The following is a 13238-nucleotide window of genomic DNA, read 5'->3' as shown; positions in this document are numbered from 1 at the left end:
TTGATATAAGTTTTGACTTGGGAGGGATGGTGGCGGTGCAGGGACTCGAACCCCGGACACGCGGATTATGATTCCGCTGCTCTAACCAACTGAGCTACACCGCCGAAGTGCCGCGTAGTTAGTCGGTCGGGCGCAGGGGGTCAAGAGGGAAATTGCGCCGGATCCCGAACAAATTGTGCATTCCAATCCCGATCTGATTTTCGGGATCCGTGACGGTCTGTTGCGCTGTCGGCTTGTTGCCTGGGAGATGATCCAATAGGTTCGGTCAAAGGACGATAATCAGGGCGGGATTTCGACGGATGAGCGCGGCACAGTGGGAGTTTTGGATTGATCGCGGCGGCACGTTTACCGATGTCGTCGGGCGCGCACCGGATGGGACATTGCACACCCATAAACTGCTGTCCAACAACCCCGAACGGTATGTCGATGCGGCGGAACAGGGCATTCGCGATCTGCTTGGCCTGAGCTTTGATGACACGATTCCCCAAGGCTGCATTCGCGCCGTTAAAATGGGCACAACGGTTGCCACCAACGCGCTTTTGGAGCGCAAAGGCGAGCGGGTTTTACTCCTTATGACCGAAGGTTTCCGCGACCTTCTGCGGATCGGCTATCAAACCCGACCCGATCTGTTTGCCCTTCATATCAAGCGGCCTGATCTTTTGTACGAACAGGTGGCTGAGGTTCCCGAACGCCTTGATGCCAATGGCGGCGTGGTCACTCCGTTGGACGAAGAGGCCACACGCGCCGCGCTTCAAGCAGGCTATGACGCGGGTTTGCGTGCGGTCGCCATCGCCTTTCTCCACGCCTATCTGACCCCCGATCACGAGGCTCGCGTGGCCGACATTGCCCGCGCCATTGGCTACACGCAAATCTCCACCTCTCACGAGGTGTCCCGCCTCGCCAAACTGGTCTCGCGCGGTGATACCACTGTGGTTGACGCCTATCTCTCGCCCATTCTGCGCCGCTATGTCGATCAGGTCGCATCGGCGCTTTCTCTGGGCCACGCCTGTGAACGGTTGTTGTTCATGCAATCGAATGGCGGTCTCACGGATGCCGCCCTGTTTCAAGGCCGCGATGCCATCCTCTCTGGCCCGGCGGGCGGCATTGTTGGCATGGTGCGCACGGGCGAGGCGGCGGGGTTTGATCGTCTCATCGGCTTTGACATGGGCGGCACTTCCACCGATGTGTCCCATTACGCGGGGCTCTATGAGCGCTCCTTTGAGACCGAAGTCGCAGGCGTTCGAATGCGCGCACCGATGATGGACATTCACACCGTCGCGGCGGGCGGTGGGTCGATTTGCACCTTTCGTGATGGTCGGTTTCAGGTCGGACCAGAGTCTGCCGGGGCCGATCCCGGTCCTGCCTCTTACCGTCGCGGCGGGCCGCTGACAGTCACCGATTGCAACGTCTTTTTGGGCAAACTGTCACCGGATCATTTCCCGCATGTCTTTGGCCCGGATGGCAATGAGCCGCTTGATCTGGCGGCGACCCAGCGCGGCTTTGCGGCCCTGACCCAAGAGATCAACGCCGCCACCGGCCAATCGCTGAACCCTGAACAGGTCGCCGAAGGCTTCCTAAAAATTGCGGTCGATAATATGGCCAATGCGATCAAGAAAATTTCGGTCGAGCGGGGTCATGATCTCAGCGAGTATACCTTGCAATGTTTCGGTGGCGCGGGTGGGCAACACGCCTGTCTGGTGGCTGACGCTTTGGGCATGACGCGGGTGCTGATCCATCCGTTTGCAGGTGTGCTTTCGGCCTATGGCATGGGCTTGGCCGACATTCGCGCCCTGCGGGAGGCACAGGCGGATTGTCCGCTCTCGGAGCTTGCCCCGGCTGAGGCCATAGTCGCTCGGTTGCAGGCCGAGGCAGAGGCCGAAGTCGCCGCCCAAGGCCTGTCAAACATCCGAACCCTCACCCGCGCCCACCTGCGCTATACAGGTTCACATCAAACCCTTGATGTGCCTTTTGGCGCCGCTTCAGATATGTCACAAGCTTTTGAAAAGGCGCACAAAGCCCGCTTTGGATTTGCGCCTCCGGGCCGTGATCTCATCCTAGATATGATCGCTGTTGAAGCCATCGGTGACACCGGCGAAGCGCCCTCGGCACTGCCGATGCCGACTGGTGAGGTCAGAGCCAAAGCACATGTCACGGTCCGTGCCGAAGGTTGGGGCGAGGTGCCGCTGTATGACCGTCAAACGCTGGCCCAAGACAGCGTTGTCGTTGGTCCAGCTATCGTTTCTGAACCAACCGGAACCAATCTCGTCGAGCCCGGTTGGTCGGTGCGTTTGGATCGGCTCGGCAACCTCATTTTGACCCGCGACACTGCCGCCGCCCGCGTGGCCGCTGTGGGCACAGACGCCGATCCGATCCTGCTCGAAGTCATGTCGAATTTGTTCATGTCCGTGGCGGATCAAATGGGCGCGACCTTGGCCAACACCGCATGGTCGGTGAACATCAAAGAGCGCTTCGATTTCTCTTGTGCCATCTTTGACGCACAGGGCCATTTGGTCGCCAACGCGCCGCATGTTCCGGTGCATTTGGGGTCGATGTCCGACAGCATCCAAACCGTCATGCGGCTCAATCCAGACGCAGCGGAGGGCGACGCTTTCGTGCTTAACTCTCCCTATCGTGGCGGTACGCATTTGCCCGACATCACTGTGGTTACGCCGGTATTTTTGGACGGAAAACCCGCGTTTTGGCTTGGCTCGCGCGGGCATCATGCCGATGTCGGTGGCCGCACCCCCGGCTCGATGCCGCCAGACAGTCACAGCCTCGAAGATGAAGGCGTCGTGATTGAGAACACACGCCTGCTTAAAGGCGGCGTGTTCCAAGAGGCGCATCTGCGCCGCATCTTGGCCTCTGGTCGCTACCCGGCGCGCAACATGGATCAAAACATCGCCGATCTTCAGGCGCAAGTGGCCGCCAATGAGACCGGGAAACGCGCCTTGATGGGGGTGATCTCACGCTATGGCGCGGCCACTGTCACCGCCTATATGCAGCACGTCCAAGACAATGCGGAGGCCTCTGTGCGCGCCGTGATTGATCGCCTCTCGGATAGCGCATTCACCTATCCGATGGACAGTGGGGCACAGATCCAGGTGGCCATCACGGTGGATCGTGACACCCGCTCCGCCACCGTCGATTTTACCGGAACCTCGCCGCAACAAGGGGGTAATTTCAACGCGCCCTTGTCGATTTCGCGCGCCGTTGTGCTTTATGTGTTTCGCACGCTGGTGGGCAAAAATATCCCGCTGAATGAGGGCTGTCTCACGCCACTGACGATCCATGTGCCCGAGGGGTCCATGCTCAACCCGCGCGCCCCCGCCGCCGTGATCGCGGGCAACACCGAAGTGTCGCAAGCCGCCTGTAATGCGCTGTTTGGGGCGCTTGGCGTGATTGCCGGATCACAAGGCACGATGAACAATTTTGTCTGGGGCAATGACCGGTTTCAAAACTACGAAACCATTGCGGGCGGCACCGGCGCTGGCCTGGATTTTGATGGGTGCGACGCGGTGCAAAGCCATATGACCAACACGCGAATGACCGATCCCGAAGTGTTGGAATCGCGCTTTCCCGTCCGGCTGTTGGCGTTTTCCATCCGTGCGGGATCGGGGGGTGCGGGCGCGCATCATGGCGGCAATGGTGCGGTGCGGCGGATGCAATTTCTGGAGCCGGTGACGGTCACAACGCTGTCCTCACACCGGGTCATCCCGCCTTTTGGTGTGGCGGGGGGCGCGCCGGGGCAGGTGGGCCGCAACTGGGCCGAACTGCCCGATGGCACCCGCGTCGATTTGCAAGGCAACGATGAAATTGATCTGCCTGAGGGCGGAATCTTTGTCATGGAAACGCCGGGGGGCGGGGGCTTTGGTGCCTAGCCGCCCCCTGTTTTCATTGCAGAAAAATACTCGCGCCGGAGGCCCGACCCTCAGCCGCGCGTCACCACCCAAGGCGTCTCAAAGGAATGTTCTTCCAAATTCGGCGTCTCCCCGATGCGGTCGACCACGGCGAACAACCCATTACCGGACAGTGGCGTCAAAACCCCGTGCCATGTGCCCCGGTGAAAATTGATCGCCTGATTACCATCCGTCAGAAACGCTTTGGGCGTGGCTTCCGGCCCATCTGAGACGATCACCAAAAACGGATCATCCGACATCGGGATGAACGCTTGTGATCCCTCGGGATGTCTTTCAATCAAATCAAACGTATAGGGCAGAGCGCGCAGATCAGCTTTGAAGATCGAGATGCCAACGCGTGCCTCCAAAACGTCCACCTTCGCGCGGTCGTGAAATCGCCCGCATTTACCCGCGTTGATGAGTTTGTCGGGCGCGCCGCGGGCCTCCAAGACATCGCCGTAGGGCGCGAAAGCCACGGTTGTCAAAGGCGCGATTGTGATCTCGCGGCTCATCAGCGGTGGCCCGCAAGTTCAAGCGAGACATGGCGGTTCACGTCTTTGTACAAAAGATAGCGAAACGGCGCATCGCCTGTGGCAATACAGGCCTGCGGGCAAAAGGCGCGCAACCACATGAAATCACCGGGTCCGACCTCGACCCAATCTTTGTTTAGCAAATATTTCGCCGTGCCCGAGAGCACATAAAGCCCGTGTTCCATCACATGAGTTTCGGCAAAAGGAATGCGGCCACCGGGCAGGATATTGACGATATTGACGTGGAAGTCGTAGCGCAGATCGAAAGGGTCAAAAAACCGCTGTGTCGCCCATACACCATCGCAATCGGGCATCTCGCTTTTGGGGACGTCGGTTTCGTGCACGGTGAAGGCTTCGAGCGGGTTGAGGCTTGCGATATGTTCAAAGCGTTTGCGGATCCAGTGAAAGCCGCAGGGTGTTTCGGAGGTGTTCCAAATCTCCCAAACCGCGCCTGCGGGGATATAGGCGAAATGCCCCGCCGTGAGGGTCGAGCGCGCGCCGCCGATCGAGAGGCGCAGCTCGCCAAAGGCCACAAAGATCACCGCCTGGGCTGAGCGATCCGGCTCAGGTTCCGAGGTGCCGCCGCCGGGGGCCAATTCGACCGCATATTGGGCAAAGGTTTCGGAAAAGCCCGTCATCGGGCGCGCCAAAATCCACATGCGCATACCATTCCATCCCGGCAGAAAGCTGGTGACAATATCGCGTTGTACTGAGGCGGGGATGACCGCGTAAGCCGTTGTAAAGATGGCCACACTTTCGGGGTTTTCACGTTGAGAGGGCAAGCCGCCGGGGGGGAAGGCGTAGGTCATTCAGGGTGTTCCATGGTGTTAAACAGGTCGACCAGACGGTGCCAAGCGATGCGTTCGACTTGGGCGCAGGCCCTAGAGAATTCGGTGTCACGTGCGTGGTTCAACCGGGTTTTGAACGCCGCAAGGATGCTGTCTTTGGTATTGTCTTTCACGGCGATGATAAAGGGGAAGCCGAATTTTTCGGTGTAATCCGAATTGAGGCGTTCGAAAGTGGTGCGTTCATCGTCGGTCAAGGCATCCAATCCGGCGGAGGCTTGCTCTGCCGTGCTTTCCGCCGTGAGGCGTTTGGCGGCGGCGAGTTTTCCGGCGAGGTCAGGATGCGCCGTCAAAACGCCGAGTTTCTCCGCCTCAGAGGCCGAGCGGAACATGCGAAACAGTGCGGAATGGATCCCAATGGCACTGTCATGAGCAGGCCCGAGTTCCAGATCAAAGGCGCGTTCGGCGATCCATGGGGAATGCTCATAGATGCTGCCAAATGTGCCAACGAACTCTTCGCGCGTCATCTGACTTGGACGGGGTGTGCGGGCATGTGGATGGGTCTTGGCCCAATGCCGCGCAATGTCGATGCGCTTCGGCGTCCAAACGCCATCAAACCCTTGGATATAGTCAATGAACTTCTTAAGGCCTGCGAGTTTGCCGGGGCGGCCGATCAGGCGGCAATGCAATCCGATGTTCATCATTTTCGGCGTCGCCTCAGATCCTTCGGCATAGAGCACATCAAAGGCGTCTTTGAGGTAGGTGAAAAACTGTTCGCCGGTGATATATCCGGGGGCGGTGGCAAAGCGCATGTCATTGGCCTCGAGCGTATAGGGGATGATCAACTGATCACGTGCGCCGACCTCGATCCAATAGGGCAGGTCGTCATCATAAGTGTCCGAGATATAGTCGAACCCACCTTCTTCGGCGACCAAACGCACGGTGTTTTCCGAACAGCGTCCGGTGTACCAACCATAGGGGCGTTCTCCGGTGACCTCTGTGTGCAGGCGGATCGCTTCGGCAATGGCGGCGCGCTCGTCGGCTTCGGGCATGTCCTTGTGTTCGACCCACTTGAGGCCATGCGAGGCAATTTCCCAACCGGCGTCCTGCATCGCTGCGACCTGTTCCGGGCTGCGCGCCAAGGCGGTGGCGACGCCGTAAATCGTCACCGGGATGTTGGCCCCGGTGAACAGGCGATGCAGCCGCCAAAACCCGGCCCGCGCCCCGTATTCATAGATGCTTTCCATGTTCCAATGGCGCTGACCGGGCCACATGGCGGCTCCAGCAATATCAGACAAAAACGCCTCAGAGGCCGCATCGCCATGCAACACACAATTCTCTCCGCCCTCTTCATAGTTCAGTACAAATTGTACAGCGACTTTCGCGCCGCCGGGCCACTGCGGATCGGGCGCGTTGGCCCCATAGCCCTGCATATTTCGGACATAACGCGGCGGATTTTTTTGCATTTTGAGAGGCCTTCGTGAATTTTGACTAATTGGTAGGCTTTCGCTCGTTTTTTCTACGTTTGCCGTCGGGGAAGCGCAAAAGATTGATTGCCCTTTCCTCCATCATAGGCCAGCCTTTTTGAGAAACGCATTGAAAATGAGCAAAAAACACATGACTTCCGGGTTTTTGACCACCCATGTTTTGGACACTGCACGCGGTGTTCCGGCCGCGGGCTTGACGATCAGATTGTATGACTTGGGTGGTGGTGACCGCAAGCTTCTGGCGGAAATGATCACCAACGCAGATGGCCGAACAGACAGTCCCATCCTGCCCAAAGAGTCGTTTTCAACCGGAACCTATGAGCTGATCTTTTTGGCGGGCGACTATTTGCGCGCCTCAGGGCAGGGCGGAGAAGAGCCGTTGTTTTTGGACATAATCCCGATCTTTTTCGGCATCAGTGACCCCACTTCGCATTACCACGTGCCGTTGTTGTTATCACCTTTTGGCTATTCGACCTATCGGGGGAGCTGAGCGCATGTTCATGGCGATTTTTTGGGAATGGGCCGAGTTCGCCCTGCGTTGGGTTCATGTGATCACGGCGATCTCGTGGATCGGTTCGTCGTTTTATTTCATCGCACTGGATTTGGGGTTGCGGCCCTCCACGGATCGCCGTCAGGGCGTGTCTGGCGAAGAATGGCAGGTCCATGGCGGCGGCTTTTATTTCATTCAAAAATACATGGTTGCACCGTCGCGCATGCCCGCCGATCTGATCTGGTTCAAATGGGAAAGCTATGCGACATGGCTGTCGGGCGTCGCCTTGATGTTCGTGGTCTATTATCTCGGCGCGGAATTGTATCTGGTTGATCCCAATGTGCTCGACATGCCGCTTTGGGCCGGGATCGGGCTGTCTCTGGCGTCGCTGACGATTGGCTGGATCGCCTATGATTTTGTCTGCAAAAGCAAATTTGGCGACGACAACACGCGGTTGATGCTGTTTCTCTATGTCGTGCTTGTGATCATGGCGTGGGGTTACACCCAAGTGTTCTCGGGGCGCGCCGCCTTCCTGCATCTTGGCGCCTTCACGGCCACGGTGATGACCGCCAATGTGTTTTTTATCATCATCCCGAACCAGAAAATCGTGGTCAAAGATTTGGTCGAAGGCCGCACGCCGGACCCGAAATACGGTAAAATCGCCAAGCAACGCTCGACCCATAACAATTACCTCACGCTGCCGGTGTTGTTCATGATGTTGTCCAACCACTACCCGCTGGCCTTCGCGTCCAAATACAATTGGATCATCGCGGCGCTGGTGTTTTTGATGGGGGTCACGATCCGCCATTTCTTCAACACGATGCACAAACGCGGTGGCATGTTGTGGTGGACATGGGGGCTGACGGCGGCTTTGTTCGTGGCGATCATGTGGTTGTCGACGGCGGGGATTTTCCTTCAGGACAAAGAGGATGGCGACGAGGCCGCCGTGTTTGGCCCGGCGGCACAGCGGTTCGCGGGCGCAGAGGGGTTCGAGGAGGTGCATGACATCGTATTGGGCAACTGCTCCATGTGCCATGCGCGCGAACCTGTGTGGCAGGGCATGGCTTCTCCGCCCAAAGGGGTACGTTTGGAAACCTCGCAAGAGATCGCGACGATGGCGAAAGAGATTTGGCTTCAGGCCGGGGTCACTCACGCCATGCCGCCGAACAATCTGACCTATATGGATGACGAGAGCCGCGAGATGATCCGCAAATGGTATGAGGCGGGGCTTGAGGGCTAATCCCGCCTCACTCTTTCGAAAACCGCCAAAGGGTCTCCTGAGTATAGGTCTCACCGGGGCGCAAAATCACCGAAGGAAACGCCGGTTGGTTCGGCGCATCGGGCCAGCGTTGTGCTTCCAAGGCCAGGCCACAAAACCCCACCTCGGGCACGCCGCGATGACCGGGGAAATCGCCGCTGCCAATCGGCGCTGCGTCAAACACCTGTAGCCCCGGCTCCGTCGTCTCCATCACCAGATTCACCCCGGTTTCGCCTTTGAGAACAGTGGCTTGTTTCATCTCGCCCGGCTGATCCGAGAGGCAAAAATTGTGATCATAACGCTCGGTGTCTGAGGGCCGCAAAACTCGGCCCTCGCGCAGGTCAAACCCGGTGCCCGCCACATCACACACCCCGGTCGGGATCAGCCGCGCATCGACCGGCGTATAGCGATCCGCGTTGAGTTTCAGCCAATGCCCCTCGGTGGTGGCGCGGCCATCCAGCGACCAATAGGAATGGTTGGCGATGTTCATAAAGGTCGGCGCATTTGTTGTGGCCGAAAGGTGCAGGCGCAGGGTCGCGGGGGCGTCGATCTCAAACTGTGCGGTGATCTGACGCGTGCCGGGAAAGCCGCCTTTGCCATCGGGCAGGGTGAGCGTCAGCGTGACCGAACGGTCGGTGTGATCGGCAATCTGCCAAATCTCGGTATGCATCCCATTTGCACCACCATGCAGCGTGGTCCCGCCTTCATTGGCGTCAAAGGTAAACACCTGCCCGTCCAGAGTGGCAGAGGCCCCCGAAATCCGATTGGCCACGGGCCCGACCAAAGCGCCAAAATAGCCCATCGGCCCGCCGTCATAAGCGGCCAGATCAGGCGATCCGAGCGTCAGCCCATAAGGCACATCCTTGAGGCGGAGATCATTCAGGATCCCGCCAAAGGTGAGGATTTTGGCGGTTAAATCCCCGGCGCTGAGGGTGATGAGGTCGACCGGACGCCCCGCTTTTGTGGTGCCAAAGGGTGCAATCATCCGAATGCCTTCCTAAAAGCCGCGTAAAGCCCGGCGTGTACCATGCCCGCGCGGTCATAGGCATTGACCATGGCATATTGCGCATCCAAGGCCAGCCCATAAGGCGCGCGCAGATCGGCATCGCCAATCAGTGCAATCGGTTGGCCCAACCAATAGGGTCGGGTCGCCGCCAATTCTGCCCCGATCAAAAGCCCAAGCGCGATGGAACGGGCACGGGCGGGGGGGAGATCGCCCAAATAGGTTTCGGCTTCAAGCGAAGCGATGCGGTAGCTGACCTGTTCAGGTCTCGACATTGCATCCGAAACGGCATCCGTAAAGATCGCTTCGTCCAAGGTATCGCCGGACAGGAGCGTGTCAAATCCAGATTGCTGCGCCAGCCCGGTCATGATCAGCCCGGTTGCGACCGAGCGAAACGACACGACCTCTTCGGCCGAGATATGCGCCCAAACCGTCATGCGCGCACCGGGCAGGCATAAAACGCCATCGAATTTGGGGTTTTGGGTCACAAACCCGGCAATCGCCGCTTCCATGCCAAGGGTCACATGGCGCGGCTCTTGTTGGGACAGGGCCGGAAAATACAGCGGCGAGGTGGTGGAAAAATGCTCCGGCATCGCCAAATTGGGCACTGCGCGGGGAGCGTGGGCGAAGCGGCCAGCGGCCACAATCGGCGTGTCGGGGGATATGTCCCACCCGCGCAAAATGGTCGCGAGGGCGGCGTCAAACCCGGCGGTGTCGGCTGGTGCCTCTGCCTTGGCCTTGGTCAAAACCGCGCCCTCTGCGTCCATGCCCCAAATGGTCAAACCGAGCGCGGTCCAATCGACTGCAATCCAGTCTGGCGTGGTCATTGTCATCCCCATGCTTTTGCCCTTCACCTCAGCGTTAGCGCGCAGAGCGATAGGGTGCAATGGCGGTGGATTAGCTTTTTAACATGGCCGGATACCCAGCCGCGTTCAGCGCGCTCAGTATGGCCTCATCACCCGCATCAGAAAACACGTCAATCTGGCGCGCGTCCATATCGACAGAGATTTCAACCGTGTCGTCCACGGCCTCAAGCGCTTCGGTGATCGCGGCTTTGCAATGGCCGCAGCTCATATCGGGGACGGAAAAGACTGACATTCATTTGACCTCGTGCAGACAGGAAAGAGGGATAGGGCGCTATGTCACGGCGTGGTGCCTTGCCCTCATGGTATCAGACTCTTACTTAACCTCTATAGATCAAAAAGCCAGAGCGACAAAAATGCACAGCACCCGTTTATCCGTCGAAGGCATGACCTGCGCCTCTTGTGTGGGCCGTGTTGAGCGCGCCTTAAACGGCACGGCGGGTGTTTCAAACGCCAATGTGAACCTTGCCACAGAGACGGCGGAGGTGGCATTTGACGCCCCGGCGGATGTTGCAGGGTTGGTCGCGGCCTTAGACAAGGCGGGTTATCCGGCGCGGACCGAAGAGGTGATCTTTGACGTTCAGGGCATGACCTGTGCCTCCTGTGTGGGCCGGGTCGAACGGGCGCTTGCTGCGCTTGAGGGTGTGCGTGAGGCCTCTGTCAATCTGGCCGCCGAGACCGCGCAGGTGCGCTATCTGGCTGGCGTTCAGGATGTCGAAAGCCTGACCACAGCCATCGCCAAATCCGGTTATGAGGCGCGTGCGCGGATAGATCGCGCGGCCGCGCCGGAAAACCGCAAAGCCGACGAAGCACGTTTGTTGCGCAAGCGGTTGATCTTGGCCGCCGCGCTCACCTTGCCGATTTTCATCATCGAGATGGGTGGGCATGTGATCCCGGCTCTGCATCATTGGTGGATGATGACAGTGCCGGAATGGCTTTGGCGGATGGTGCAATTCGCGCTTACTTTCGTGGTGCTGGCGGGACCGGGCCGGGTGTTTTTCAGCAAAGGCATCCCGTCGCTGCTGCGCGGTGGGCCAGATATGAACGCGCTTGTGGCGCTGGGTTCGGGTGCCGCTTTTGTCTATTCCACCGTCGTGACCTTTTGGCCACAAGCCGTGCCGATGGGCGCACAGAATGTGTATTTCGAAGCCGCCGCCGTCATCGTCACGCTGATCCTGTTGGGGCGTTGGTTGGAGGCGGGGGCCAAGGGTCGCACGGGCGAAGCGATCCGCAAACTTGCCGGGATGCGTGCCAAAGTGGCGCGGGTCGAACGCGGCGGTGCGGTTGTGGAACTGCCGATTGAAGAGATCAAGGTCGGTGATGTCCTGCACCTGCGTCCGGGTGAAAAAATCGCTGTGGATGGTCGGGTGATCTCTGGCGAAAGCCATGTCGATGAGGCGATGATTTCTGGCGAACCAATCCCCGTGGCCAAGGCCGAGGGCGCGGCTGTGATCGCGGGCACGGTCAATGGCGAAGGCAGCATGACCTATGTCGCTGAAAAAGTCGGTGCCGATACGATGTTGGCCCAGATCATCCGCATGGTCGAAGAGGCGCAGGGGGCGAAACTGCCGATCCAGTCGCTGGTCGATAAGGTGACAATGTATTTCGTGCCTGCGGTGATGGCGCTGGCTTTGTTGACGGTGTTGATTTGGGTGGTCTTTGGGCCGAACCCGGCTTTGGCCCATGCTCTTGTCGCGGGGGTTGCGGTGCTGATCATTGCCTGCCCCTGTGCCATGGGTCTGGCCACGCCAACCTCGATTATGGTGGGCACCGGACGCGCCGCCGAACTGGGCGTTTTGTTCCGTAAAGGCGATGCGTTACAGGCGCTTCAGGGCGTCAAAGTGATCGCTTTTGACAAAACCGGCACGCTGACGCAGGGCCGCCCGGATGTGACCGATGTGGTGGTTTTAGAGGGGGACGAAGACACGCTCCTCGCCATGGTCGCCGCCGCCGAGGCGCAGTCCGAACACCCGATTGCCCGCGCGATTGAACGCGCCGCCGAGGCGCGTGGGTTGCGCTTGCCGGAGGTCACCAAAGCGCGCGCTGTCGCGGGCCATGGGATGAAGGCCGAGGTGGAGGGCAAAGACATCCTGATCGGCAATATGCGCCTGATGAGCCGGGAAAAGATTGCCACAGATGCGTTCGAAACGCCGTTGTCTGATCTGGCCGAGCAGGGCCGCACCCCGGTTTTGGTGGCGGTGGATGGCGTGCCTGCTTTGGTGCTGGGGATTTCCGATCCGGTCCGCCCAACCTCGCGCCGGACCATCGAGGCGCTGCATGCGCGCGGGATCAAGGTTGCGATGGTGTCCGGCGACACGCGCAAAGCGGCCGAAGCCATCGCGCGTGACCTTGGCATTGATCATGTCGAGGCCGAGGTCTTGCCCAAAGGCAAAGCCAAAATCGTTACCGCGCTGAAAGAGAGCTTTGGCTCCGTCGGCTTTGTCGGTGATGGGATCAATGACGCCCCCGCCCTGGCCTCTGCCGATGTGGGCGTGGCGATCGGAACCGGGACAGATGTGGCGATTGAGGCGGCGGATGTGGTGCTGATGGGGGGCGATCCGGGGGCTGTGGTCACCGCCATTGATGTCAGTCGCAAAACCATGGCCAATATCCGGCAAAACCTGTTTTGGGCGTTTGCCTATAATGCCGCGCTCATTCCGGTCGCGGCAGGCGCGCTTTACCCTGCCTTTGGGATTCAATTGTCGCCGATGTTGGGTGCGGGCGCGATGGCGATGTCTTCGGTTTTTGTGCTGTCAAACGCATTGCGGCTGCGCGGACTGCGGGCGGCATTTTAAGCTCAGCGGCGTCTTTACCTGTATTCTAGATATAGCATAAGACGCTACATTTACACGTATAGGGTGAGTTTGGTCGCCTATCTGGTGGAAAAATGGGGCAAATTTGCGGCGGTGTGACATTTATCCTCTAG

General features: G+C 59.2%; 10 protein-coding genes and 1 tRNA gene. 4 read left to right on the top strand and 7 right to left on the bottom strand.

Features of this window, described 5'->3' with window-relative positions; genetic code table 11:
- Positions 1-27 precede the first annotated feature (27 nt).
- A tRNA-Met gene (locus tag BLT54_RS10185) sits at positions 28-104 on the bottom strand.
- Positions 105-299: 195 nt separating this feature from the next.
- Here BLT54_RS10185 and BLT54_RS10180 point away from each other — a divergent pair.
- Complete coding sequence (locus BLT54_RS10180) at positions 300-3878, top strand: hydantoinase B/oxoprolinase family protein (protein WP_074644557.1); 3579 nt, start codon at positions 300-302, stop codon at positions 3876-3878.
- A gap of 50 nt (positions 3879-3928) precedes the next feature.
- Here the strand turns inward: BLT54_RS10180 and BLT54_RS10175 are convergent, their stop codons facing one another.
- The 3 genes from BLT54_RS10175 to puuE are packed head-to-tail and all read right to left on the bottom strand — an operon-like array spanning position 3929 to position 6677.
- Positions 3929-4408 carry an ureidoglycolate lyase gene (locus tag BLT54_RS10175; RefSeq protein ID WP_074644554.1) on the bottom strand — a complete coding sequence of 160 codons (480 nt, stop codon included), beginning with the start codon at positions 4406-4408 and terminating at the stop codon, positions 3929-3931.
- Positions 4408-5235, bottom strand: a complete 828-nt coding sequence (locus BLT54_RS10170) for a bifunctional allantoicase/(S)-ureidoglycine aminohydrolase (protein WP_074644552.1) — start codon at positions 5233-5235, stop codon at positions 4408-4410. The genes BLT54_RS10175 and BLT54_RS10170 overlap by 1 nt, the downstream gene beginning before the upstream one ends.
- Positions 5232-6677, bottom strand: coding sequence for an allantoinase PuuE (gene puuE / locus BLT54_RS10165; protein ID WP_074644550.1), 1446 nt, complete (start codon positions 6675-6677; stop codon positions 5232-5234). Before puuE ends, BLT54_RS10170 begins: the two co-directional genes overlap by 4 nt.
- Positions 6678-6828: 151 nt before the next feature.
- Here puuE and uraH point away from each other — a divergent pair, with 151 nt between their 5' ends.
- Both uraH and BLT54_RS10155 read left to right on the top strand, forming a co-directional pair.
- Entirely contained in the window at positions 6829-7188 is a 360-nt protein-coding gene (gene uraH / locus BLT54_RS10160) for a hydroxyisourate hydrolase (protein ID WP_074644953.1), read from the top strand.
- A 4-nt stretch (positions 7189-7192) separates the two neighbouring features.
- Positions 7193-8428, top strand: coding sequence for a urate hydroxylase PuuD (locus tag BLT54_RS10155; protein ID WP_074644547.1), 1236 nt, complete (start codon positions 7193-7195; stop codon positions 8426-8428).
- A 7-nt stretch (positions 8429-8435) separates the two neighbouring features.
- Here the strand turns inward: BLT54_RS10155 and BLT54_RS10150 are convergent, their stop codons facing one another.
- The 3 genes from BLT54_RS10150 to BLT54_RS10140 all read right to left on the bottom strand — a co-directional run bounded on the left by BLT54_RS10150 (position 8436) and on the right by BLT54_RS10140 (position 10547).
- The gene (locus tag BLT54_RS10150) at positions 8436-9431 is read right to left on the bottom strand and encodes an aldose epimerase family protein (protein ID WP_074644544.1); all 996 of its coding nucleotides are present in this window, start codon (positions 9429-9431) and stop codon (positions 8436-8438) included.
- Positions 9428-10276 carry a 2-dehydro-3-deoxygalactonokinase gene (locus BLT54_RS10145; RefSeq protein WP_176832865.1) on the bottom strand — a complete coding sequence of 283 codons (849 nt, stop codon included), beginning with the start codon at positions 10274-10276 and terminating at the stop codon, positions 9428-9430. Before BLT54_RS10145 ends, BLT54_RS10150 begins: the two co-directional genes overlap by 4 nt.
- A 70-nt stretch (positions 10277-10346) precedes the next feature.
- Positions 10347-10547, bottom strand: coding sequence for a heavy-metal-associated domain-containing protein (locus BLT54_RS10140; protein ID WP_074644539.1), 201 nt, complete (start codon positions 10545-10547; stop codon positions 10347-10349).
- 121 nt (positions 10548-10668) lie between these two features.
- Here BLT54_RS10140 and BLT54_RS10135 point away from each other — a divergent pair, with 121 nt between their 5' ends.
- The gene (locus tag BLT54_RS10135; protein ID WP_074644537.1) at positions 10669-13107 is read left to right on the top strand and encodes a heavy metal translocating P-type ATPase; all 2439 of its coding nucleotides are present in this window, start codon (positions 10669-10671) and stop codon (positions 13105-13107) included.
- Positions 13108-13238 lie beyond the last annotated feature (131 nt).

Source organism: Celeribacter baekdonensis, from assembly GCF_900102315.1.
GTDB lineage: Bacteria > Pseudomonadota > Alphaproteobacteria > Rhodobacterales > Rhodobacteraceae > Celeribacter > Celeribacter baekdonensis.
The sequence above is the reverse complement of the archived record's forward strand: the minus strand, read 5'-3'. Positions and strand labels throughout refer to the sequence as shown.

What these genes read in the sequence shown, in the direction of transcription:
- BLT54_RS10140 (WP_074644539.1), bottom strand. Translation starts at nt 10,547, where the DNA reads ATGTCAGTCTTTTCCGTCCCCGATATGAGCTGCGGCCATTGCAAAGCC.
- BLT54_RS10135 (WP_074644537.1), top strand. Translation starts at nt 10,669, where the DNA reads ATGCACAGCACCCGTTTATCCGTCGAAGGCATGACCTGCGCCTCTTGT.
- BLT54_RS10150 (WP_074644544.1), bottom strand. Translation starts at nt 9,431, where the DNA reads ATGATTGCACCCTTTGGCACCACAAAAGCGGGGCGTCCGGTCGACCTC.
- BLT54_RS10175 (WP_074644554.1), bottom strand. Translation starts at nt 4,408, where the DNA reads ATGAGCCGCGAGATCACAATCGCGCCTTTGACAACCGTGGCTTTCGCG.
- BLT54_RS10155 (WP_074644547.1), top strand. Translation starts at nt 7,193, where the DNA reads ATGTTCATGGCGATTTTTTGGGAATGGGCCGAGTTCGCCCTGCGTTGG.
- BLT54_RS10180 (WP_074644557.1), top strand. Translation starts at nt 300, where the DNA reads ATGAGCGCGGCACAGTGGGAGTTTTGGATTGATCGCGGCGGCACGTTT.
- puuE (WP_074644550.1), bottom strand. Translation starts at nt 6,677, where the DNA reads ATGCAAAAAAATCCGCCGCGTTATGTCCGAAATATGCAGGGCTATGGG.
- BLT54_RS10170 (WP_074644552.1), bottom strand. Translation starts at nt 5,235, where the DNA reads ATGACCTACGCCTTCCCCCCCGGCGGCTTGCCCTCTCAACGTGAAAAC.
- uraH (WP_074644953.1), top strand. Translation starts at nt 6,829, where the DNA reads ATGACTTCCGGGTTTTTGACCACCCATGTTTTGGACACTGCACGCGGT.
- BLT54_RS10145 (WP_176832865.1), bottom strand. Translation starts at nt 10,276, where the DNA reads ATGACCACGCCAGACTGGATTGCAGTCGATTGGACCGCGCTCGGTTTG.